General features: G+C 38.3%; 22 protein-coding genes and 1 tRNA gene. 12 read left to right on the top strand and 11 right to left on the bottom strand.

The features are described from left to right. Positions 1-36 precede the first annotated feature (36 nt). From Q4489_RS14470 to Q4489_RS14485, 4 genes are all read left to right on the top strand, one after another. Positions 37-1,089 carry a 3-deoxy-7-phosphoheptulonate synthase gene (locus tag Q4489_RS14470; RefSeq protein ID WP_303481513.1) on the top strand — a complete coding sequence of 351 codons (1,053 nt, stop codon included), beginning with the start codon at positions 37-39 and terminating at the stop codon, positions 1,087-1,089. 99 nt (positions 1,090-1,188) lie between these two features. Then, entirely contained in the window at positions 1,189-1,605 is a 417-nt protein-coding gene (rcsF, locus tag Q4489_RS14475; protein WP_303481515.1) for an Rcs stress response system protein RcsF, read from the top strand. Beyond that, on the top strand, positions 1,556-2,323 hold the full coding sequence (gene tsaA, locus Q4489_RS14480; RefSeq protein WP_303481516.1) for a tRNA (N6-threonylcarbamoyladenosine(37)-N6)-methyltransferase TrmO: 768 nt from the start codon (positions 1,556-1,558) through the stop codon (positions 2,321-2,323). The genes rcsF and tsaA overlap by 50 nt, the downstream gene beginning before the upstream one ends. 7 nt (positions 2,324-2,330) lie before the next feature. Next, positions 2,331-3,227: a DMT family transporter gene (locus Q4489_RS14485; protein ID WP_303481518.1), complete on the top strand. Its 897-nt coding sequence runs from the start codon at positions 2,331-2,333 to the stop codon at positions 3,225-3,227. A gap of 55 nt (positions 3,228-3,282) precedes the next feature. Here Q4489_RS14485 and Q4489_RS14490 read toward each other — a convergent pair whose 3' ends face one another. The 3 genes from Q4489_RS14490 to Q4489_RS14500 all read right to left on the bottom strand — a co-directional run bounded on the left by Q4489_RS14490 (position 3,283) and on the right by Q4489_RS14500 (position 6,170). Next, positions 3,283-4,572 (bottom strand): amidohydrolase family protein, encoded by a 1,290-nt coding sequence (locus tag Q4489_RS14490; protein ID WP_303481553.1) that lies wholly within the window; start codon positions 4,570-4,572, stop codon positions 3,283-3,285. Positions 4,573-4,739: 167 nt separating this feature from the next. After that, entirely contained in the window at positions 4,740-5,222 is a 483-nt protein-coding gene (locus Q4489_RS14495; RefSeq protein ID WP_303481520.1) for a peptidylprolyl isomerase, read from the bottom strand. Between the two features lie 60 nt (positions 5,223-5,282). Continuing rightward, a complete protein-coding gene (locus Q4489_RS14500; RefSeq protein WP_303481521.1) occupies positions 5,283-6,170 on the bottom strand; it encodes a DMT family transporter in 888 nt (295 codons plus the stop codon). A gap of 229 nt (positions 6,171-6,399) precedes the next feature. Between Q4489_RS14500 and Q4489_RS14505 the strand changes: the two genes are divergently transcribed. Continuing rightward, positions 6,400-8,445, top strand: a complete 2,046-nt coding sequence (locus tag Q4489_RS14505; RefSeq protein ID WP_303481523.1) for a TonB-dependent siderophore receptor — start codon at positions 6,400-6,402, stop codon at positions 8,443-8,445. 206 nt (positions 8,446-8,651) lie between these two features. Here the strand turns inward: Q4489_RS14505 and Q4489_RS14510 are convergent, their stop codons facing one another. Together Q4489_RS14510 and sbcD are read right to left on the bottom strand one after the other, a co-directional pair. After that, a complete protein-coding gene (locus Q4489_RS14510; RefSeq protein WP_303481524.1) occupies positions 8,652-12,395 on the bottom strand; it encodes an AAA family ATPase in 3,744 nt (1,247 codons plus the stop codon). Continuing rightward, on the bottom strand, positions 12,392-13,651 hold the full coding sequence (sbcD, locus tag Q4489_RS14515) for an exonuclease subunit SbcD (protein ID WP_303481526.1): 1,260 nt from the start codon (positions 13,649-13,651) through the stop codon (positions 12,392-12,394). Before sbcD ends, Q4489_RS14510 begins: the two co-directional genes overlap by 4 nt. 145 nt (positions 13,652-13,796) lie before the next feature. Here sbcD and Q4489_RS14520 point away from each other — a divergent pair, with 145 nt between their 5' ends. After that, positions 13,797-14,165: a VOC family protein gene (locus tag Q4489_RS14520; protein ID WP_303481528.1), complete on the top strand. Its 369-nt coding sequence runs from the start codon at positions 13,797-13,799 to the stop codon at positions 14,163-14,165. A gap of 15 nt (positions 14,166-14,180) precedes the next feature. Further along, complete coding sequence (gene ybaK, locus Q4489_RS14525; protein ID WP_303481529.1) at positions 14,181-14,648, top strand: Cys-tRNA(Pro) deacylase; 468 nt, start codon at positions 14,181-14,183, stop codon at positions 14,646-14,648. A gap of 58 nt (positions 14,649-14,706) precedes the next feature. On the opposite strand, the gene Q4489_RS14530 is transcribed toward ybaK, so the two are convergent. Beyond that, positions 14,707-15,246, bottom strand: coding sequence for a hypothetical protein (locus Q4489_RS14530; protein ID WP_303481531.1), 540 nt, complete (start codon positions 15,244-15,246; stop codon positions 14,707-14,709). A 210-nt stretch (positions 15,247-15,456) separates the two neighbouring features. Next, positions 15,457-15,630: a hypothetical protein gene (locus Q4489_RS14535; RefSeq protein ID WP_303481533.1), complete on the bottom strand. Its 174-nt coding sequence runs from the start codon at positions 15,628-15,630 to the stop codon at positions 15,457-15,459. 326 nt (positions 15,631-15,956) lie between these two features. Between Q4489_RS14535 and Q4489_RS14540 the strand changes: the two genes are divergently transcribed. From Q4489_RS14540 to Q4489_RS14550, 3 genes are all read left to right on the top strand, one after another. Continuing rightward, positions 15,957-16,412 carry a methylglyoxal synthase gene (locus tag Q4489_RS14540; protein ID WP_303481535.1) on the top strand — a complete coding sequence of 152 codons (456 nt, stop codon included), beginning with the start codon at positions 15,957-15,959 and terminating at the stop codon, positions 16,410-16,412. Positions 16,413-16,499: 87 nt separating this feature from the next. Next, positions 16,500-16,859, top strand: coding sequence for a helix-hairpin-helix domain-containing protein (locus Q4489_RS14545; protein ID WP_303481537.1), 360 nt, complete (start codon positions 16,500-16,502; stop codon positions 16,857-16,859). A gap of 290 nt (positions 16,860-17,149) precedes the next feature. Then, positions 17,150-17,629, top strand: coding sequence for a DUF2947 domain-containing protein (locus tag Q4489_RS14550; protein WP_303481539.1), 480 nt, complete (start codon positions 17,150-17,152; stop codon positions 17,627-17,629). Here the strand turns inward: Q4489_RS14550 and Q4489_RS14555 are convergent. The 3 genes from Q4489_RS14555 to Q4489_RS14565 form a co-directional block, all read right to left on the bottom strand. Beyond that, positions 17,626-18,681, bottom strand: a complete 1,056-nt coding sequence (locus Q4489_RS14555; RefSeq protein ID WP_303481541.1) for an AI-2E family transporter — start codon at positions 18,679-18,681, stop codon at positions 17,626-17,628. The two genes, Q4489_RS14550 and Q4489_RS14555, sit on opposite strands and share 4 nt — an antisense overlap. Positions 18,682-18,786: 105 nt before the next feature. Continuing rightward, complete coding sequence (locus tag Q4489_RS14560) at positions 18,787-21,342, bottom strand: ABC transporter permease (RefSeq protein ID WP_303481543.1); 2,556 nt, start codon at positions 21,340-21,342, stop codon at positions 18,787-18,789. After that, positions 21,342-22,079: an ABC transporter ATP-binding protein gene (locus Q4489_RS14565; protein WP_303481545.1), complete on the bottom strand. Its 738-nt coding sequence runs from the start codon at positions 22,077-22,079 to the stop codon at positions 21,342-21,344. The genes Q4489_RS14560 and Q4489_RS14565 overlap by 1 nt, the downstream gene beginning before the upstream one ends. Here Q4489_RS14565 and Q4489_RS14570 point away from each other — a divergent pair. Together Q4489_RS14570 and Q4489_RS14575 are read left to right on the top strand one after the other, a co-directional pair. Beyond that, complete coding sequence (locus Q4489_RS14570) at positions 22,078-22,695, top strand: arylesterase (RefSeq protein WP_303481547.1); 618 nt, start codon at positions 22,078-22,080, stop codon at positions 22,693-22,695. The genes Q4489_RS14565 and Q4489_RS14570 overlap by 2 nt on opposite strands. Positions 22,696-22,709: 14 nt before the next feature. Further along, on the top strand, positions 22,710-24,293 hold the full coding sequence (locus tag Q4489_RS14575; RefSeq protein WP_303481549.1) for a cation:proton antiporter family protein: 1,584 nt from the start codon (positions 22,710-22,712) through the stop codon (positions 24,291-24,293). 147 nt (positions 24,294-24,440) lie between these two features. On the opposite strand, the gene Q4489_RS14580 is transcribed toward Q4489_RS14575, so the two are convergent. Beyond that, positions 24,441-24,516, bottom strand: a tRNA-Glu gene (locus Q4489_RS14580).

The following is a 24,516-nucleotide window of genomic DNA, read 5'->3' on the forward strand; positions in this document are numbered from 1 at the left end:
ACCTTAGCTGTAATACCTTGCATATCTAGGTTTATTATGACCATCAAAACAGACGAATTTAGAACGACACTGATAGACAGTTTAGTGTCGCCGCAAGAACTAGCAGATCAAATACCTTTGTCTGACAACACCGCTAACTTTATTATTGAAAGTCGCAAGCAAATTGAAGCCATTATTAACGGGGAAGATGATCGTTTACTTATCATTATCGGTCCTTGCTCTATTCATGACACAAAAGCAGCGATTGACTACGCAAAGAAGTTAAAAGAATTGCATGAAAAATATAAAGAGAGTCTTTATATCGTTATGCGAGTGTACTTTGAAAAACCTCGTACCACCGTTGGTTGGAAAGGCCTGATTAGTGATCCTGACTTAGATAAATCATTTAAAGTGGCTAAGGGCTTAAACCTTGCGCGCAGTCTGTTAATGGAAATTAACGAGTTAGGTTTACCTGCAGGTACTGAATTTTTAGACATGGTGACAGGTCAATACATTTCAGATTTGATTTCTTGGGGTGCTATTGGCGCAAGAACGACAGAAAGCCAAGTACATAGAGAGCTAGCTTCAGCGTTATCTTGTCCGGTAGGTTTTAAAAATGGTACTGATGGCAATATTCAAATAGCTGTAGATGCGATTAAAGCCTCAAGCGTTCCACATGTTTTGTACTCACCTGATAAAAGTGGCCAAATGTGTATTTATCAAACACATGGTAACCCTTTTGCTCACGTTATTTTACGTGGTGGCAAAACGCCAAACTATCATCCAAGTGATGTGCAAGACACATTAGAAAAGTTAACAGCTAATGATATAAATACCGGTATTATGGTTGATTGTAGTCACGGAAATAGTGACAAAGATCATCGAAAACAAATCAATGTTGCACGATCTATAGCCGATCAAGTTGCCAATGGCACCAAAGGTATTTCAGGTGTAATGGTGGAAAGTTTCTTAGCGGAAGGTAAGCAAAAAGTTGTTAGTAACGAATCGTTAGTATACGGACAAAGTATTACCGATGCCTGTGTTGATTTAACCACTAGCGAAGATATGCTCGATATACTTGCCACAGCCGTTAAAAATGCAAGAAGTTAACATGTTAAATTAACTAAGCATTAGGTGGGAATTATTTCCGGCTTAATGCTTAGCGTGTTATAAATACTCTATTCGATAAATTCTCAAATGATTCACGCTATGAAGCACTTCACTTTTTCAATTTTCGTATTAGGATTTTGCTCGTTACTGATCAGTGCATGCACCAACCAGTACGCTGTTAACACCAATCTAGATAAAGAGAATTTTTCTCAATATTTTTCACCGGCTTCAGTTACTATTTATCAAAATGAACAAGAGTTTACAGCAAAGTATAAATCACTTGGTGGTGTTGAAGGTGAGTCTTGTCAGCGTAAAGCGCACCATGAACTGCCAAATGAAATTGATGCAAGAACCCAAGCACGCAGTGCAGCTTATCAACTCGGTGCTAATGCCATAATTTTCTCAGGTTGTACTTTGATAGAAGATAACCAAGCGAACAAACAATGTATTCGCACACGGGTATGTTATGGCAGAGCATTTTTTATCGACAACAAACATTCCCCTGATAATGAGTAGTTATCAATTTTCCCCGATTGGTTATGTACATTCTCCCTATAAAGAGAAATTTGCGATACCACGTCAACCTGGTCTTGTTAGCGCAGCACAAGGAACTATTGAACTAATAAACGACTTCAACCAACAAGAGTTAACTCGAGGTTTAGCTGACTTTAGTCATATTTGGGTATTGTTCGTGTTTCATCAAACGGCAGAACAAGGTTGGAAACCGTTAATTAGACCACCACGCCTTGGCGGGAATAAAAAAATTGGCGTGCTTGCTTCAAGATCTACGTTTAGGCCAAACCCTATTGGCATGTCTGTATTATCGTTAGATGATATTCGTGTTACAAATAAACAGTGTTTATTGCATGTGTCTGGTCTTGATTTATTAGAGGGAACGCCGGTTTTAGATATTAAACCCTACGTGCCATACTCTGATTCAGTACCACAAGCAAATGCAAGCTATGCTACCCATGCCCCTAATGAAACAATTTCTGTCAGTATCAGCGAGTCAGTCAATGAGTTTCTATTGAACGTTAATTCACGTTATCCAAAATTATCTTCATTGATCATACAAGTACTTGAACAAGATCCTCGGCCTGCTTATAAACAGCAACAGGTTGACGATAAAATTTATGGCATTCGTCTTTATGAATTTAATATAAAGTGGCGACTGATTTCCGCCAGAAAAATACAAGTATTTGACATAACCTATCACGATAACGCCACAAGATAACTTTACTATGAAAACGCATCCGGTTATTGAGTTTATATTACTTGCTGCTATTTGGGGCGCTTCTTTTCTGTTCATGAAATTAGGCGTGCCTGAATTTGGCCCTATCACCTTTATGGCAATTCGAACGTTAATCGGTGCGCTTGTGCTGATGTTGGTACTGATGATAAAACAACAAACACGTACTTTACTTCATGCGCCATGGCAGCTTTTTATTGTTGGACTCTTTAACACGACTATTCCTTTTGTATTATTTGGTTGGGCGACACTTAGCTTAACGGCAAGTAACATTTCAGTGCTAAATGCTACAACCCCGCTATTTGGCGCGATTGTGGCATTCATTTGGTTAAAAAGTCGTTTAACAAAGTTACAAGTATTTGGTCTTTTACTCGGCTTTATTGGTGTTTATGTGTTGATGTACCCTCAGTTAACTACAACACCCACTGATACACTTTTACCGACGCTAGCAGTACTATTAGCGGCAGCTTGTTACGGTATTGGGGCAAGTGTTAGCAAACAATATTTAACGAACGTTAAGCCACTTGCTTCTGCCGCGGGAAGTCAAATAGCAGGCAGTTTAATATTGGTGCCAATAAGCCTGTTTTACTTACCTCAATCAATACCCAGTATCACAGCGATTAATGCTGCCTTAGCAATCGGCATTTTATGTACCGGGTTTGCCTATATCCTGTTGTTCCGCTTAATTAGTGACATTGGCCCAACTAATGCTATTTCAGTGACGTATTTGATCCCGGTTTTTGGCATATTCTGGGGAGTGGTGATCCTAAATGAAACGATCACTGAGTTTACCTTTTATGGTAGTGCATTAATTTTAATTGGGGTCGCCTTTTCAACTGGAGCACTTAAATTGAACACTCTTTTTAACAATAAAAAAAGAGCACAATAATTGAAACTGATGTGCTCTCATTCTCGTGTTCTCAGATATTTAACAGGTAATGTGGTTATTTTTGTTTATGAATAACACCAGACTTCATCACAAAATCAACATCCATTAATTCTTTAATATCTTGTAATGGGCTGCCATGCGTTGCAATAATATCAGCGTATTTTCCCACTTCAATCGTACCTAAATGCTGCGACTTACCAATTAAATCAGCGCTATTAACGGTTGCTGTAACAATAATATCTTGCGCTTTCATACCTGTTTCATGCATTAGTAACGCTTCTTTCGCGTTATTACCATGGGGTGAAACGCCACTATCGGTACCATAGGCTATTTTAACGCCAGCTTTATATGCACGGGTGAAGTTCTTGGTCATATCACCGCCAACACGAATGGCTTTAGCGCGAATGGCTTCAGACATAAAGGTGGTGTTTTTAGCAAGCTCAACCACCGTATTACCCGCCATTAATGTAGGTACTAGATAAGCGCCCGATTTTTTGAACAGTTTAATGCTGTCTTGATCTGCGTAGCTACCATGTTCAATGCTGTCAACACCAGCGCGTAGTGCAGCATTTATGCCTGCAGACGCGTGCGCATGACTTGCCACCTTTCTTCCTAATGAATGCGCAGTCTCTACCACTTCTTTAAGTTCGTCGTCTGCCATTTGTTGTCCAGTGCCGGTATTAGTATCTGATAATACACCACCTGTAGAGGTAATTTTGATCACATCAGCACCGTATTTAATCGCATGTCGTGTTGCCCTGCGACAATCAGTAGCACCGTCACAAATCGTTTCAGGTGTGCGCATTTTTAATATATCAGGATTCATACCATCAACATCACCATGACCACCGGTAACAGCCACACTGCTACCCGCAGCAACAATGCGTGGCCCTGCAATTAAGCCTTTATCAATGCCGTCTCTTAACGCATAAATTTGTTCTGGTTTACTCCCCAGATCTCTTACGGTAGTAAAGCCTGCTAATAATGTTTTTTTAGCAAAATGAATGCTTTTCACTAAGTAATCGGCGTCTGATGCGCGGAGGCTATCACTATCATTGCGTGGCCCAAGTTCTCCCTGTAAGTGAACATGCATATCCATTAATCCGGGTAGTACAAAGCTTTGTCGCAAATCAACCACCTGCGCGTTTTCAGGGGTTATAAAGCCTTGCTTAACAGCGGAAATTATCCCTTCATCAATGACAACTGAATAATTAGTTAACGGGGCTTCACCAGGCGTAGCTAAAAGCTTACCGGCGTGAATAACGGTAGTTTGAGCAACACTATTACCTGAAACAATACTACTGGTAACGATAGCTAAACCTATCAATTTGATGGCAGTTTTCATCATATGCTTTCCTATTTTTATTGTTTTACCTGACGGTGGATAATGAATATACGACGATTAAAATTCACTAACTACAACCATAGCAAGATTCACCTATTGTACAAAGCAGAGTTTAAATTTGCGCAAAAAAAAGCCAGCTTTCGCTGGCTGTTTTAATCAATGACTTTTTAATGTTGATGACCACCAACGCCATGTGCATGACCATGTGATATTTCATCTTCGGTAGCTTCACGTACATCTATCACTTCGATGTCAAAGGTAATCGTTTTGCCCGCTAATGGATGATTTACATCAACATCAACCATAAAGCGACCGGCTTTGATCACGGTCACTTGACGCGCCCCCTGTTCTGTTTCCACGACGGCTTGCATACCAGCGCGCCATTTTTTAGCACCTTGTAAATGTTTAGCCGGTACTCGTTGTACCGCATTTTCATCACGTTCACCATAACCATCAACCGGCTTTACAGTAACAGAAAACTTATCACCAGTTTGTTTATCTGTTAATGCTTTTTCAACACCTACAATCATGTTTTTATGACCATGAAGATATGCAAGAGGTTCATTACCTGATGAAGATTCAATCTCTTCGCCTTGATCATCTTTTAATGTGTAATGAAACTGTACAACTTTGTTGTCTGAAATGTTCATAAATTACCTTACATACGGGATTTTAATGGCGGCGATTTTACCAGAGTTATAACGCTAACACTACGCCCACAATAAAAGAATAACTACGCTAAGCATGATCAAAAACATACCAACATATTCTTTGAGACTAATACGTTCTTTAAAAATGCGATAGGTTAATACCAAAGTAATAAAAAACTCTACCTGTCCGAGTGCCTTGACATAAGCAGCGTTTTGAAAACTTGCAGCAGTAAACCAACCAATTGACCCTAAAACGCTGGTTATGCCAACAAATAAGCAAAGTCGCCATTGGCTAAACATCACCAATATTTGTTGTTTGTTTTGAATCGTTACGTACAACAACGAGATAATTGATTGCACCGTAATCATAAAGACCAAGGTTACGGCTGCACTAATCATTAGATCACTGTTTAATGCTAAGCTAGACTCTCTGATCAGCAATGTTGTGATCGCAAGCCCTAAACCAGAAGCTAAACCAAAACCCGCCCCAGGATTTTTAAACACATCATTAAAAGTAAATTGTACCTTTGAGACAATAAGCACACCTATAACGCCAATTATTACCGACAACCAACCTAACACACTTAAAGATGCTGAAAATAACAATGCACCTAAAATTGCCACCTGTATCGCTTCTGTTTTTGCTAAACTGGTAGCAACGGCAAAATTTCGGTAATTAAAGGCAGCAACTAAGCAGGCTGTACCAATAATTTGCATTACGCTAGCGATTAGCGCATATACAAGGAAGGTATCATTCAAACTTGGAATTGATTGCTCGCGAATATCAAGTAGTATAAATAAATATAGATACGCAAAAGGTAACGCATACACATACCTTACACTCGTGGTTGCCATCGCACTAAGGTGTTGACCAAGTTGTTTTTGCCCAGCCGTGCGAATCGCCTGCATAAATGCAGCCAGCAAGGTAAAATAAATCCAAATTTCCACAGTGAGTATCTACACGTTTAAGTCAATAATTGGTTTATTTTACCATAAGTTACAATCAACCCTTTAGTAAAAGTTAACTCACTAATCAAATGTTTTATCAGAGTATAAATTAGCTATTACATTTGTGATTGATATACATCAAAAGACGTTATATCATTACACCCAAACACAATTAAGAATCATTTTTATTAAGATTATGAAAAAAGGATTTAATCTTCTGCTTTTTACTTTGAGCAGCCTTCTATACCCTCTTTATTCAGAAGCAGAAACATCAAAGCCTGATCTAGAGGTTATCGAGATAACAGCTGATAGAAACAATAGTTTCAATGCACAATATGTACAAGCCGGCACTTTTAATAATGCGCACTTTCTAGATACTCCATTAACAACAACTATTTTAACAAAAGACTTACTTGACTCTCAGTTAACCTACTCACTAGCTGATGCTATGCGAAATACAGCAGGTGTTAGTGCAGCTCAAATAAATTCGACAATCTATAGTAACTTAAGCATTAGAGGTATTAGGTTAAATAACACCACAAATTATCGACTTAATGGCTTATTACCTATTGCAAATTACATACAAGTGCCAATGGAAAATAAGTATAGAGTTGAAGTATTAAAAGGTGCAGCTGGCCTTTATTATGGTTTTGGTGCTCCTGCAGGTATTGTCAATATGGTTACCGAACGCGCATACAAAGATCACGTGGAAGGTACAGTGTTTGCTAATCAATTAGGCACACTTGGTGGTACAATTGATATTAGTACCATATTTAACAATGCCGGTTTACGCGTAAATTTAACTACCGCGGATGAAGATATAGGGTTAATGCGAACCTCAGGAAAAAGAGATTTTGCCTCAGTCGGATACCACTGGGATGTTTCTGATCAATTTCGTATTGAATTTGATGGTGAATATATTACCCGAGAAATTACCGAGCCAACACAGTACTATTTGTTAGCTAATGATGACGGTTCAGTGACTCTCCCCCCGCTATTAGATACAGATATACACCATGGTGCTGATTGGTTTAAGGCCACAACCGACGCTTACAATCTATTATTTCAAACACAGTATCAAATTCTACCTCAGTTACAGTTAAATGTTTCACTTGGAAAAGCCTACGCTGAAGCCACAAGACGATACTCAGCATTTTACGGCTATGATATTTCATCTGGGACAGGCGGAACAGTAAGTTTATCGACATTTCCCGATACAGAGTACGATAATCAAACATTTGACATCAAATTAGCAGGTGGATTCGCGCTTAATCAAACTGAAAATCAATGGGTTATAGGTTTTAGTCAACGAAACAATGAATCTATTATCCCTGAAAAAGAGAAACAAGGGGCATGGCAACAACATTTATATAATCCCAGTAACATTGAACCCCTTCCAAAACCGAAACGTACCATTAAAAATACCATAGAAACTCAGGATAAAGGTTTCTATGCCCAACTAAGAACAGTGTTGAATACACAATGGCAAACCACACTTGGTTATCGTTATGCCGACTATCAAAACAACAATGACAGTTCAAATTATAGCGAAACTCAAGGCACTATTTCCGCAAGTGTTATGTATAAACCCCAAGATAATTTGTCGTTTTACACAAGTTATATTGAAGGCTTAGAAGAAGGTGGGATAGCACAAGGTATTGCAAAAAATGCAGGTGAAGTATTACCTGCAGCCTTGAGTGAACAATATGAATACGGAGTCAAATATGAGACACCAGAACAACTATTATTCACTTTGGCATATTTTGATATAGATAGAGTATCTGCATTTATTCACCCGGATACAGAACTTTATGTACAAGATGGCCGAGCGAATTACTCAGGTGTAGAATTAAGTATGGTAGGTAGTTTATCTGACAACTGGTCTATTTCTTCAAATGCCACATATATCGATGCACGCCAAAAACGTACTTCTAGTGAAGCGTTAACAAACAAAACCATTGAAAACACTCCTAATAAAACAGCTTCTGTGTACTTACAATATCAAGTGCCTAATGTAGATAGCTTGCAATTATCTGTTGGCGGTTTCTATACCGCAAGTAGGTACATAGATGCGTTAAATACCACATCCGCCGGCGGCTATACATTATTTGATTTAGGTGCAAAGTATGCAGTAAACATTGCTGGTTATAATTTCAAACTAGGTTTATATGCACAAAACGTCATGGACAAAGCTTATTGGGCTGCCACAGGGTCGCGCTTGTTAGCGCAAGGCCACCCAAGAACGATTAAATTCGAAATTAAAACCTTGTTTTAACAACCATTTATGTAAACGGGTGTAATACGCAATATATTACACCCATTTTTGTTCATTAACTCTTGAAAAATATCGCACAGCAAAAGTAGTTTTCACGTATAGGAACTTAATTTATGGTGGTCTTCTAACATTTAAGCTTGTATAAACCTTGCCACTATTTACTAAGTTTCTGTTAAATGAAAGTTACACCTACATCGCTTCAATGGTCAACTCACGCTATATATTGACGACAATTCGCTGTAACCTAAGCCCGATTTTTTATGTACCTTAACCTGTACATCAACCCGCTCTTTTAACGCATCAACATGACTAATGATGCCGATCATCTTACCGCTGGCATTAAGGCTATCTAGCGCATCTAATGCTATTTCAAGCGTTTCATTATCTAAAGTACCAAAACCTTCATCAAGAAAAAGTGAATCTATCTGTGTTTTAGCGCTAGCAAGATCAGAAAGCGCTAATGCAAGTGCCAAACTGACCAAGAATGATTCGCCACCTGATAACGTTTTAGTATCGCGCACGGTATCAGCTTGCCATGTATCAACCACTGATAGGGCAAGCTTTTCTTCGTTATTACACTGCAATTGATAACGACCGTGCAGTTTCTCTAATCTATGGTTTGCCAGATACACTAAATGACTTAGCGTTAACCCTTGAGCAAAGCGTCTAAATTTATCACCATTAGCCGAACCAATTAGCCCATTTAAATGCGATAAATCATCAAAGTGTTGTTGCAACGTTTCAATATGTTCAAGCAGTGTTGACTGTTTTTCACGTTGTTTATCATCTTGTAATAGTGTTGCTTGAAGTTGTCCTAAATTCAGTTGCAATTGCTTTAAAGACAACTCAATTTCAGCCAACTTTTCTTCGCATTGTGACCTATTTTCTGCAGAAACGTCTTGTTGCTTCAATTGCTCTATCTCTGGTAACAACGTAGCATTTCGCGTTTTAACTTCATTTTGCAAATGTTCAGCCTGTTGCTGGTGTTGTTCTATGTTTTTTGCAATAACAGTAATGGCTTGTTTTTGTTCGTTATCCATCAACGCTTGTTCAAATTCTTGCTGACTAGAAAATTGACTTTGTGTTAAAGCATCTTGCCAAGCGGCATTAGCTTGCTCTGCTTTTATACGTTGCTGTTGATGTTGTTCCTTTAAGTTTTCAATGATCGCTTGAGTATTAGTGAACAATGCTTGTGCAGTGTTTAATTCATCTTGTTTTAATTTTAACGTATTATCAGCATCGTTTTTTTGACGAATCAATTGCGCACGAATCTCTTCAATTGTTTGCTCACCCACTAACTCAACGCGGCGCTTTTGCAGCGTAGTTAATTCATCAGCGACACTATTTAGCTGTTGTTGATGTTTATCGTGTGTTTGCAAAATAGTGGTAATTTGCTGGTTTAATTGTTCTATTTTGTAGTTAAGATCAAGCAGCGACTTTTCTAACGACTCTAATGAACCCTTATCTCGTCGCCAGTTTTCCAGTAATACCGATTTATCCGTTAACCAATGTTTAAATCGTTCAAATAACACATCATTTTCAACATCTGATAAGAATGGTAATGTTTCATCCCCTACTAACATCTTAATTTCTGCTATTAACTGCTGAGCATTATTTTGCTGTTGCTGTTCAAGTTCTTGTATTTGTTTCGTCAGTTGTTGTAATGATTGTTGTTGACTAACAAGTTGGTTACTTATTATCGCTTGTTGACTAATTTTTTGATCTAATTGCTTTTGTTCATTTTGTGTTATTAGTTGTAACTGATCTTTTTCTTGGCTAAGAACGGATAGTTTATTCAATGCCTCCTGCAGGGTATTAATTGAACCGTTATTATCGGTAATAAACTGATTAAGATTAGCAATGCGTTGATTATTATCACCTGATAAGACATGTTCAGGTAAACCCTGCCCTTTATCTGAAAATTGATTTGTGCAGTTTATCAGTTGCTGTTGTAATTGCTGCTGTTGATTATTAAGGGTTTCAATCGCACTTACTAGACGGTCAAAGTCTGAATTAATGCTTTTTCCTTGCTTTTCAATTTGCTGTAACTCATTTGTCAGCGCAACTAAGCGTTGTTGATGTTCATCTGGCTGCACATGCTTATACTCGTTAATCAACGGGTGTTCCGTTGAACCACATAACGGGCAAGCTTGATGCGGTGATAAACTTTCTCGATGATGACTCAACGACATAATTGCCTGCTGTTGAGTAACAATCAGTTCTACATCTTTTACTTGTTGTTTAACCTGTTTAAAACGTGTTCTACATTCTAAAAGTGCTTGTTCAGTCGTTTGACTTTGCGTGGTTTTTTCAGATATTTGCTGATTTATATCACCTAATTGTTGTTCTATAGTGGTGATATTTGTCGTTATATTGACACAATCGTTGAGTTGCTGCCCGTATTGTTGTTTTGCTGAAAGCTGCTGGTGTAAATCATTTTCTGACTGACATTCAAACGCCGTTAAAAGCGCTTGATGACGCCCTATAATTTCTTGTAATTGATTTTGCTGTTGCTTTAAAGGTGTTTGCGCAGATTCAATATCAGCTAATAAGGTTTTTTCTTGGATAATCGTTGATTGGTGCTTTTGTTCATCCTCAACGTATTGTTGTTTTAGCTGTGAATAGTGCTGTGCTTGTTGCGCAAGTGATTGTTCTTGATGATGCCAAAGCGGTAATTTATCGCTTAACGCTTCTGCATAGGTTAGTTTACGTAGGCTTTGTTGAGTATCATTAACTTGAGTTTGTTGCTGCTGTTGTTCTTGCGTTAACGTTACTAACTGCTGTTGAACATTTTCATGCTCTGTTTTGGCTTGTAATACCGTTTGTTCTAGCGTTTTATGTTGTTCTGTTAATAAGGTTATTTGGCTATCAAGTGGTATCACCTTAGTGTTTAATAATGTCTCTTTCTCTGTAATGACTTTTAGCTCAGCATCATGCAACTGTTTCTGCTTATCTAATGTTTGTTGATGCGTATGAACAACATGTTGGGTATCTAATAAGTTGTTATTTCTTTGCTCAATCGTATTTGTTAATTCAGTTAATTGAGCTTGGTGATGGCTAAATTCTCCAAAAACGGATCGAAGTTGTTCTGCTGGTTCAGCAAGGGTTAATTGCGTTAATTGCTGCGCATGTTTCTCTGCCAATTCAGTTGCAGATTTTTGTAACTCAGCGGCCTTGAGTGCTTGTTGTGTTAACTCATCTTGCTGTCTAAGTTTATCGGCCAATTGCGACCAACGTTGTTTTTCAGCGAGAAGCGTTTGTTCATCTGTTGCTAGTGTTTTTTTCTCTTGTACGTACGCTTTTTTAGCATCATCATCAAGTAACTCTAATTGGTCTAACTGGCTTTTCGATAAGGTTAATTGCTCTTTCGCTTGACGAAAGTTCTCATAAACTTGTTGAGAGATCACACTATAAATTTCTGTGCCTGTTAGTTGTTCTAGCAATTCCGCACGATCTTTATCGCTGGCATTTAAAAAGGCAGCAAATTGACCTTGTGACAGCATCATTGATTTAGTAAACCTTGAAAAGTTGAGCCCTGTTATCTGCTCAACCTGTTGCTTTACTTCAGAAATTTTATTCGCAATGATAGTACCGTCTTGTTGAGCAAGTTCCGTTACCTGTTTTTGTAACTTGCCATCAAGCTGATTTTTAGCACGTCGTTGACTCCAAAAAGCACGATAGCTGTTATTATTTACCTCAAACTCAACCTCTGCCATACAGTTTGCTGTGTGACGTGTCATTAGTTGATTTTGGCTTTCTGAAATCGCGATTCGTGGCGTTTGATGATAAAGTGCTAAGCAAATCGCGTCTAAAATCGTTGTTTTACCTGCTCCAGTGTCACCTGTTATCGCAAATAATGCGCTTTCATCAAACGGCGCTTGCGTGAAGTCGATAAACCATTGACCTTTAAGCGAATTAATATTCTCAAAGCGCAGCGACAATATTCTCATGATGTCACCTCGGCTTGTTCATTTTCATCTGAGTTTTGTTGTTCGCATTGTTCTACGGCTTGATTAAATAACAGCGTTAAACGTTGTTTTAAATCGTCTTCATTTGACCAATCTTCAAGTGCTAAACGTGCTTGAAACACATCATCAACCTTTAATTCTTCTAAGGTTACTTTATCTTGCGGTGACATGTTTAAGCGGGATTTTTTTGCTTTTCGTACCAGTAATATATCAACAGGATAATCAGCAAGTATCTCTTGAACTCTAGCCGTTAAATCTAATAAATAATCCCCTTGACTAAGCTCTATATCGAGCCAAAGTTTATCGTCACCTTCCAATGACAATTGCGCTAATGTATCAGCTACTTTGTCTTCTAATTGCTCTAATGATGTTTTCACTGTCGCCATCGCTTGAAACATGGGTATCTCTATGGGGGTGCATGCCGACATTTTACCTTGTTCAAAACAAACCATATTGACACTTTTCGCTTGTGCTGTTTCATCAAAACTTAACGGAATGGGTGAACCACAATAGCGAATATGCGTTTGTTTACCGATAATTTGTGGCCGATGTATATGGCCAAGGGCTAAGTAGTCTACGTTTGGAAATTCACTAGCAGGAAAAGCATCTAACGTACCAATATAAATATCTCGAACAGAATCACTACAACTTGCCCCAACGGTGGTTAAATGGCCGGTAGCGATAACGGCAGTGTTTGGTGCTATTTTCGCCTTCGCTGCTTTCACTAATTGCTGATAATGTTCTGCAATAGCATGCTGTAGCTGTTGTTGCTTTTCTTTTGCTGATTGCCCAGCAGTACTTTGTAAAATATCGCGTGGTCGAATAAAAGGTACCGCACATACAACCGCTTTTTCTTGTTGAGCATTTTCTAAGTATATTAATTGTTCGGGTGCTGCTGCAATATCTTGTGCTTTAACCACAACATGACAATTTAACGTGTTTAATAAACGAGAAGACTCATTTAGCATCGCGACTGAATCATGATTGCCGGCTAAAATAACCGCTGAACAATTAAGTTTGCTAAGGGCGACAATAAAGTTAAAGTACATTTCTCGGGCATAACTTGGCGGAGTGCCAGTGTCAAAAATATCTCCAGCAACAATCACGGCGTCAATCTGCTGTTTTTTTACTTGTTCTAGTAGCCAATCAATAAATTGTTGGTGCTCATTCGCTCTGCTTTTACCATAAAAGTGTTGGCCTAAGTGCCAATCAGAAGTGTGTAATATCCGAAATGCCATGTGAGAAAATAATTGATTTTATAATAGCTAAAATTCTATCGCAGATCGCATACAATAAGAATCATATTTGCAAAAACTATCAAAGCTCGTTAGGTTGTTATGGTACAAATAGCACAAAGAATCATCATAAAAATAAGGAAATATTATGGATAATCAAATTGTATGGGTAGACATTCCTGTGATTGATTTAGATCGCGCCATTTCATTTTATTCTGCTGTTTTGGCCGCAGAGGTCAAAAAAGAAGTTTTTGAAAACTTCCGCTTTGGTTTGTTACCCCACAGTCATACCAATGTATCGGGCTGTTTAATTGAATCACCGGCTGAGCATATAGCCCCTTTTGGCCCTTTACTTTATTTTAATGTTGAAGGCCGATTAGATGATGCTGTTGCACAAGCAAAAACCTTTGACGTCGACATTATTGAAGAAAAATTTAAAATGGGTGAGCATGGTATCAGAGCAGTAGTTAGAGATACCGAGGGCAATCGTATTGCCTTACATAGTACAGTTAGTTAAATATTAAGGTAAACGATGACTCCGGCAGTAAAATTACTTGATAAGGCAAAAATCAGCTACCAATTACACAGTTATGAGCATGACACTTGTGCACAAAATTACGGGCTTGAAGCGTCAGAAAAGCTCGGTATCAACAGCAATAAAGTCTTTAAAACCTTAGTGACTGAAGTGGATAGTAAACAGCTGGTTGTCGCAATTATTCCCGTTTCACAAAAACTGAGTTTAAAAGCCGTGGCAAAAGCTATTGGTGGTAAAAAAGCGATAATGGCTGAGCCGGCAAAAGTACAAGCATCCACAGGTTATGTATTAGGCGGTGTTAGTCCTTTTGGACAAAAAAAACGCTTAAAAACGTTAATTGATAAGAGTGCAATGGCTTTTGATACGATATATGTCAGTGGTGGGAAACGGGGGTTAGAAATTGAAACGTGTACAGCAACATTTGAACAAATACTCGCCGCTAAATTTTATGATATAGCGGCGTAGTCTTGTTAGTTGATGTTGATATATGCTTACAACAAGTTATTAATGCCTGACGCACAGTTTAACATTGCTTTACTTGCATTTTGTATGCTGAAACATTCACGTCAATAGTATTGCCAAGGGCCATTAACGTCGCTTGTAATCCGAAGATAACGGGTTCTTTTATTGAGCATTCTAGCGTAGTTTTAACAGTCATGTATGTGTTAGGCATAACTGGCGACTCATCTTTGTGATAAAAAAATATGTCTTCGCTGTGCACATTTCTACCTGTTTGAATAACGCCTTCTTTAAGTAATCTCTGGTTTAACTCTGAGAGTTGGCTATTCAATTGGTCAGCTGAATTTTTGGTCATTTGACTGTGAAGGTGAATTGATACAATTTCCTGATTATCGACACTAATTTTTAACGTTGTCTTGGCTTTTTTATTAGAAAAAGAACGACATGTCCAATAACTTACACCAAAACGTTCTTTAGTACTGCATTTAAAGCTCCCTTTTACCAGCGCTTCTAATTCCTCTACAGAAGAATTAAGTGTCAGCCCATTTATCTCAAAAGACTCGATATTATCTCGAACAAAGATATCCGATGCGAAAGTTTGCATCGAAATACAGGTAAAAATAATAAACAGAACACGATATATATATTTAAGGTATTTTTTCAGCATGGCTTTGTTTCTCCGAAGTGATTAACATTAAAACGTTACCCAATGTCTCACTCAATGCAGTTATTAATTTACAAAAATGCAAAACGAAGTGACACCGAAGAAGTTATTAATAATTCCTCTTCTGTTATGGCTTGTTAGCTGTAGTTTTTACGCTTTAGAATGCCTACTTTTTCTTGAAAATATACCAAACCAACATGCCAACTCAAATATGCCACCTAGTACAATAAAAACAAATAAACCCGTTGAGCTACCATAAGAATAACAAGCAATGGCAGCAATAATTAAAGCCACGAAAAAGAACCATCTGATAAAACTATTCATACATTATATCCTTATACGATTAGAGAAAAAGTCTCGCTTTCCGCGCAATGTCGCCCCCAACTAGTTCATCATAATTTAAATAAAAAATTAATCAATAAAGTAAAAACGATAAGATGCAACACGCTTTGATGAAAGCGAGAATTATTCTCTATTTCTTATGGAAACCTAACCAATACGTTGCCTGTGTAAAAATCAAAAACCATTGTGAACAAAGAAGACCGTGATAATTCGTGTATAAGGCTAAAACAATTCACTCTAAGTAAGCGCTAGCATTTTATTTTATGTTCATGCTACGCTCAAGTAGATAATTGACGATGAGAAACGCTATGAATTATATGCAAATTACCGCACCTGCCAAAAAGTCCATTGCTTTAGTTGCACACGATAATATGAAACCTGAATTGATCTTATGGTGTAATAAGTATAAGGCTAAACTTGCAGAACACACTTTATACGCGACCGGCACCACAGGTTTACATATTGAAAAACAAACGGCATTACCAATACAAAGGCTGATCAGCGGCCCATTGGGTGGCGATCAACAAATTGGCGCGTTAATTACTGAACAAAAAATTGATATTATGATCTTTTTCTGGGATCCCCTTGAAGCACAACCTCATGATCCTGATGTTAAAGCGCTGCTTCGTTTGGCTGCTGTGTGGAATATTCCCGTTGCTTGTAATCGATCTACCGCTGATTTTTTAATTGAATCGTCACTTTTTAGCCAATGTTATGATAAGTCAGTGCCTGATTATGAAAAATACATTGCTTCACGAAGCTAAGCCTTAAATGTTATTGCTACATCAAGCAAGTATTCAAACTAATGCAGCAATGAAATTTGACAAATTTGATTTTCACTTCTAGAAATAATGCCAAGTGTCGAATTGGTTGGCACTTATTTGGAATTAACATTAACCATCAAGGATATGATGATGAAAATCAAAACACTCGTATTATTGACGGCATTATTGTCGTTAAACACCATTGCCGATGAAATCGCTAGCAAAGAACCTACATCAGCAAACCAAGCAAGCATAACTAAAATAGCCTTAAACAATGCTGACGCAGCGCAGTTATCTACACTAAAAGGTATTGGTACAAAGAAAGCGCAAGCGATTATTTTATACCGTGAACAAATTGGTCAATTCTCATCTTTAGATGATTTGCTCAACGTTAAAGGTATCGGTAAAAAAATATTGCTCGACAACCAATCACGGTTAATTCTTTAATCTAATACTATTCGGCCCTGTTGATCTTTCGCGTTGATTTTTACAACGATTAAATCGTTTTAATCTCAAAGGTAAACATACTCTAGAAAGATCAACACATGCTAAAGTAAGTAACCTTAGCTTAGGTTAAATAATGATTTATCAATATTGATTGTGGTAGTTACTTACTTTAATTGACGAATACCATTTTCCTCAATAAATGCTCATTTATGTTATCGATTTATAGATTCAGTATGGTTTACTATCAGTTCATTGTTATACTACCGCTTTTTACGTCAACCTGAGATCACATGACTCATTTACCGCTTGAACAATTTAAACATGCTTGGATATTTCGTCATCAAAGTATGCCTTTAACAGCAGAGCAACTGGCTCAAATCAAGCCAATGTCAGAAGAAAGAGCAGCAACGTTATGGGATACGTTTATCAGTAAAAACGCGGTTCATCCTGAATTGTTTACTAAACATGACTGGCCAGCTCAAGAAAAACATTTAACAGAGCAAATAGCATGGGAGCCTCGTTGGGAGAGTGAAAACCCAAGCTTGCCTGACGAACTATTGCTACATATAAACTGGGAAGAAAACACAACAGTTTATTACTGTTTGAATCGTCAATGTGTACTTGAAACAACTTGGGGGTTATTTAAGCAGTGCTGGAAGAATTTTTTATTTTTAGATGATGGCAGCTTGCTGATCGGTAAAAAACGTCAACAAGCTGTGCAATTTAGCTCTAATGGAATGTGTCGCTTTGGTGAAAAGCCTAAAACTTAAGCAGCTTTAGCTTCGGTTTTATGCTCTTCATCGCCCGACAATAATACCGCAAGCCACTTTCCTTCCTTAGTACTTTCCAGGGCTATTTTTATGATCATCGTTAACGGTACCGACAATAACATACCTACGGTACCCAATAACCAGCCCCAAAATATTAATGACAAAAACACGACTAACGTTGACAAACCCACGCCTTTACCTAAAAAGCGTGGTTCAACCATATTACCCATGATGGTATTAATCAATAAATAACCTAAACCAATAAAGCCAGCATGCGCAGGACCTAATTGTAAAACCGCTAATGACATTGTAGGAACAGCCGCAATGATTGAACCAATATTAGGAATGTAGTTAAGTAAAAAAGCTAACACGCCCCAAAGCACGGGAAAATCTAAACCAAAAGCCCAAAGCATCAATGAAACACACACGCCTGTAGCGAGGCTTACTAAAGTTTTAATGGCTAAGTAATCATTAACAGAAGTTAAAAATTTACCGATTTGCTTTAAACGCATTTGCGGATCATCAAGTGCAACGTGAAGTTTATGTGGCATTGATGGCGCTTCAAATAACATAAAAACAACAGTAATGATGATCAAAAACAAATTCGCCATCACATTACCTAAACCGCTGAGCATATCAGCAGCAAGACCCATTGCAGCTGAAGGGTCAACATGCTCCATAACTAACTCTTTTGAAAGAATTACGTTAAATTGCGCAATGTATTCTACTACCCAGACAAGTTGCTCGTTAAGTTGTTCACGATACGTAGGCATCTCTTCGGAAAGTTGCGACAATGAAGTACCAACTAGCCCAGCAAGCGATAACACAATACTAACGAAAATGAGTACTACCAACAGCACTGCTAGCGGTTTCGGTATTTTGTATCGCTCCATTCGATAGACCAATGGATTACAAATAATCGCGATAAAGGTCGATAATAAAAACGGCACTAAAATAACAGAAGCAGATTTCAACCCTGCTAGCACGACAAATAAAGCCGCCGTAATCAATAACCCTTTTAGTACACCAGAGCTCGGTTGTGATATTCCCATAGTAGCTTTTTCTTATACTTTTGTGTTTGCAATATAACTGATTAAAATGAAAAAGTATCGCTAATGTCTTAATAAAGCGATACTTTCCATAGCGTTAAAACAGTATTACATTGTTCGCCTAATCAATGTCACACTGGTAAGGTTTAGTAATCGCCAACAACTAAGCATGCCAATGGTACCAACAAAAGCCGCACCGGATAAAATACCTACCAGCCAATAACTAAAATGAAATGTTGGCTCCATTTCAAAGGTTTGTGTTTGTAAAATAAACACACCTATTTCCATGCCGACACTAGCCATAAAACCAGCAATCGCACCCAACGCAATAAATTCAAACAAAACACTATTGCGTAGTAATGACCCTTTCGCGCCGAGTGTTCTTAAAATTGCTAACTCACGTTCTCGCTCTTCCATACTTGCCTGAACTTGAGCCACTAATACTAAACTGCCAGCTAATACAACAAGCACTAAGATTAGTTCAATTGCGATGGTTACTTGCTCAATCATTTCATTGAGTTGTTTCATAATTGCGTCAAAATCTATCATGGAAATAGTGGGGTATTGAGCAATTAAATTATAAAATGCATCCTTTTTCTCTGGTGCTACTTTCCATGCGGAAATTGATGTCGAAGGGAAATCAGCAAATACAGCCTGATTAAACACCATGATGAAATTCAATTGGCGTGTTTTCCAATCAACCTCACGAATGCTCGTCACAGATACTGTAAAGGTTCGTCCGCCAATATCAAACGCTAACTCGTCACCAAGTTTTATTGCTAAACGCTCTGCAACACCAGATTCAATTGACACTTGAGGTGTTTTATCTTCAGCTTGCCACCAACTACCCTCGATGATTTTATTTTGGTAAGGAACATCATTTCGCCACGTTAAACCGAGTTCACGCCCCATACCACGTCGTCCTTCACTTTCTTGTTCACTCTTTTCTTCCTGTTTATCTTGGCTAACCTCTTCTTCAGTTTCATCGCGTCTAACCCTAATGGTTTGTTCACCATTAATAGCCGTTAAACGTCCACGATATACGGGATAAAAACCACGATGAGGAATATCGTATTCTTCCGTAAATGCTTGTAGCGGCGCGATCTGTTCTTCGGTAATATTGACCAAATATTGATTTGGTGTATCGTCAGGAAATTGCGACTGCCATTCATCAATAATCGATGTTTTCATCACCGTTATTAACAGTAATAACTTAATGGCGATGGTGAAACTAACGAGTTGCACGCTATTTTCACTAGCACGACGTTTTAAATTCGCTAATGCTAAGTGCCAAGACTTACCTGCTTTCGTACCCACACTGCGCCCAGCACTCATCACTAATCGGCCAATTGTTAGTAACAGTGCAGACACTAATATACCTCCCGCTAAAAGCGAGATACTCATAATAATATCGCCACTAAACATGAGCAATAATGCAAATAAAGCAATTAATGGAATTAGTTGATGACTACCAAATTTAGGTAGTTTTGTAACTGAAAAGCCACGAATAACTGATAAAGGCGAAGTTTGTATAAGGTCTTTTATTGGATGAATTGCAAAGGCAACAGCGCAAATTAAACCGGTAATAATAGCGGTAATAAATGGCACAATGGTTAACGGTGTATTATCTAACGATAAGTAACTTTCTATAGCGTTAGCGCCTATCAGCAATAAAAGGTAGCCAAGTAATAAACCGACTGCAATGCTGATCACGCTTAGTAGTGTCCAATGTAGGCAATACAAATTTCTCACGTGGGATATGGTTGCACCAAGCGCACGAAATACCGCAACTACCGACTGGTGACGCTGCCCGTAACGTCGGCTAGCAACCGCAACGGCGACTGCAGCTAAAACAATGCCTAACATGCTTGCTAAAGAGAGAAATCGCTCAGCACTGTCTAAGGTTGTAGACAAGCGATTTTGCGCGCGTTTGGCGTCATACCAGCGTTGTGTGTCATTTACCTGAGGTTTTACCCATTCTTCGTATTCTTCAACATTGTCTTGTTCACCTGCAAATAAATAACCGTGACTGAGACGACTACCGGGTTGTATTAGTTCAGTCTTAGCTAAATCATCAACATGCATGATAATACTAGGTCCAGCCACTAAAAACCGGTATGAACGATCCGGCACATTGACTAATACACCAGCGATAGAAAATGGCGCAACACCAATTTCTACAATATCGCCAATTTCAACCCCTAAACGACTTAACAAACTCCTTTCGACCCATAACTCACCACGTTTAGGGCCGCCAACGACTTCTTCGTCGCCATTAATAGAACGCTTGATGGTCAACTCGCCTCTTAGAGGGTAATTTTCGCTCACCGCATCAAGTTCACTGAGTATCATATTATCGCCATGAAATACCATGGAATCGGTAGACACTTTTTGGGCAACGGCTAAATCCAATGATTTAGCCTTTTCAATAAACTTATCATCTATTGGCCGGTTTCCGCTAAACACACGATCAGCAGCAATGGTGTTGGTGCTGTTTGCGACAATAGCGTGTTTTATTTGTCCTGAAAAACCGGTTAATGAAAACACTGTAGCCACAGCTAACACGATGGCTAAAAAGATAATAGTTAGCTCACCACGCCTTAATTCATGATCAAGTAAACGCAATGATTGTTTGATCCAAATAGTATTTTTTGCTGTCATCATTAACCCATATTTGCCACGTTAATTGCCGATCTATCAACAAAGTCACTATCCGATCGCGCCTCAGTTAAAACACCGCTATCCATTTCTACTTGTCGTTGACAACGTGCAGCTAACTTAGGGTCATGGGTAACAAGCACAAGCGTAGTACCCGTTTTTTCGTTTAAAGCAAAAAGTAAGTCGGTCACCGTAAGCCCTGTTTTGGTGTCAAGGTTACCAGTAGGTTCATCAGCAAATAAAATATCGGGTTCAGTTATAAACGCGCGAGCAATGGCAACGCGTTGCTGCTCGCCACCAGAGAGTTGGCTAGGATAATGTTCCATTCTATCGCCTAACCCTACCTGTTCTAATAGCGCTTTACCTCTTTCGACAGCATTTTCTGTATTGGCGAGCTCAGCGGGTAACATCACATTTTCTAGAGCCGTTAAGCTATTAACCAATAGGAATTGTTGGAAAATAAAACCCACATGCTGCGCCCTTACTTGGCTACGTTGTTCTTCATTAAGCTGGTGTAACGGGTGGTTTTTAAGATACACTTCTCCTGAGCTTGGTAAATCTAATCCCGCTAGAATTGATAATAATGTTGTTTTACCTGAACCAGATGAACCAACTATCGCAAGGGTTTCACCAGCATTCACCGTTAATTCGGTTGGCTGTAAAAGTGATAATGATTTATCTTCTAACTGAACCGATTTGGTCAGCGCATTAACTTTGAGAATTGTTTCGGAATTTACCTGCATGAAAAACTACCTACTTTTTATTTACTTAATACTATTTTCTTTAATCATTGGATCAAAAGCTCAAGCATTTAACACTATTTTACTATTAGGTGATAGTGTCAGTGCAAGTTATAGGATGCAACAGCATCAAGGCTGGGTGCATTTACTTAATCAAAAGCTCGCAAAACAAAACGCCCCCTACTCCATCCTTAATGCTAGCATAAGCGGTGAAACAACAAGCGGCGGTTTATCTCGACTTCCTGGCATTTTAGCGGAAAATAACATAGATCATCTAATTATTGAATTAGGTGGTAATGATGGTTTACGAGGTTACCAACCCAGCGCAATAAAACATAATTTGTTACAAATGGTTAAAATTGCGCAAGAAAAAAACATCCCCGTTACGTTGATGCAAATTAAGATCACTCCTAATTATGGACCACGCTATAACAAAATGTTTGAAGCCGTTTTTAAAGAAGTCGCAAAAGAAACCAACGCAACATTATTACCATTTTTTATGGAACAAGTCGCACTTAACCCAGAGTTAATGATGCAAGACGGTATACACCCTAATGTAAAAGCACAACCGATCATTGCTGATTATGTTGCTGAACAACTTAAAAACCTTATGAAATAAACGAGTAATATTGAATGGAATTTATCTGGATTTTATTTGCCTTTCTTTGTGGCTTCGCCGCTAAAGTGATTACCTTACCACCTTCAATCGGCTATTTATTAGCGGGCTTTATTTTACATTTCCTCGGCTTTCAAGCAGATGATTTAGTGTTAACACTTGCGAATATCGGCATTACTTTAATGCTTTTTACCATTGGCTTAAAACTAAACATAAAAGACTTAATAAAAGCAGAAGTTTGGGCAGGCAGTTTATCGCATACGTTAGTGTGGATGATCGTTGGTATTGCTAGTTTTAAATTACTTGCCTTGCTTTCTGTTACGTTCTTCGCTGATGCTGATTACCAGATAGCAGCCTTAGTTGTTTTTGCACTCTCTTTTAGTAGCACTGTTTGTGTCGTAAAATTACTTGAAGACCACGGTGAAATGAAAACTCGTCACGGCAAGTTAGCCGTTGGCATATTAGTCATGCAAGATATTGTTGCCGTTGCATTTCTTGTAATTGCAACAGGAAAAACACCAACAGTATGGGCTTTACTATTACTTGTATTTATTCCCCTTAAACCCCTTATTAATCAACTAATTTCAAAGGTTGGTCACGGTGAATTGTTACCATTAACTGGATTTTTCTTAGCTTTTGGTGCTTATGAGTTATTTGAACTGGTTAAAATCAAAGGCGACTTAGGCGCCCTGCTTGCTGGCATGTATTTAGCTAGCCATGTTAAGGCCACCGAAATTACAAAGTCACTAATGAGTTTTAAAGACATTTTTTTAATAGGCTTCTTTTTATCAATTGGCTTTACGGCATTACCCACGTGGGAAATGTTCGCAATTGCCTGCGTTCTTACCTTAGTGTTGCCAGTAAAGTTTGCCATATTTTTTGTATTATTTACCAAATTAAAACTACGCGCACGCACGGCATTCTTAGCATCATTAACCTTAAGCAATTTTAGCGAATTTGGTTTAATCGTTGCTGCATTAAGTACCAGCGCTGGTTGGCTACCAAAAGAGTGGTTAGTTATTCTTGCACTTAGTGTATCTATTTCCTTTGTTATCACTAATGTACTCTATAACTTCGCTCATGAATTTTATGCCAATCACAAAACAAGTATTTGTCGATATCAACAGGCTGAAAAGTTACCTGAAGATAGCTTTGTTCAACCTTGTGATGCTCCTATTGTTATCATCGGCATGGGACGCGTTGGTATGGGCGCATACCGAGCACTACATGCTCAACACGCTAATCAAGCATGGGGATTAGATACCGATAAAGCTAAAATTGATTTACTTTCTGACAAAGGAGTACAGGTATTTCAAGGAGATGCTGAAGATGCTGATTTTTGGGAAAATATCGATTTAAATAAAATAAAACTCGTGTTGTTAGCTCTTCCTTCTGTTCAAGATATTATGAATATTACCGTCCAGTTAAAGCATGCAAATTATCAAGGAAAAATTGCGGCAATTGCCCGTTATGATGATGAACGTACCGCATTAGAAGATTTCGGTGTTGATAAAGTCTTTAACTTTTACAGTGAAGCTGGGGTTGGTTTTGCAGAAGAAAGTATCAGTTTGTTTAATACTTCAAACCAATTATCAACATAGAATTTTTAGGCTAACGACACTAAAAAGTGGTATCAATGAGTTCAATGATATTTGATACCACTTATGCATCAATGATTGATCTACGTGGTATCAAATTTTAGAGACAAAAAAACCAGCTAATGCTGGTTTTTTTGTACTTCTAAGAAGTGGCATCCCTAAGGGGATTCGAACCCCTGTTACCGCCGTGAAAGGGCGGTGTCCTAGGCCTCTAGACGATAGGGAC

The sequence above is a fragment of the Thalassotalea sp. 1_MG-2023 genome (assembly GCF_030546745.1).
Taxonomy (GTDB): Bacteria; Pseudomonadota; Gammaproteobacteria; order Enterobacterales; family Alteromonadaceae; genus Thalassotalea_C.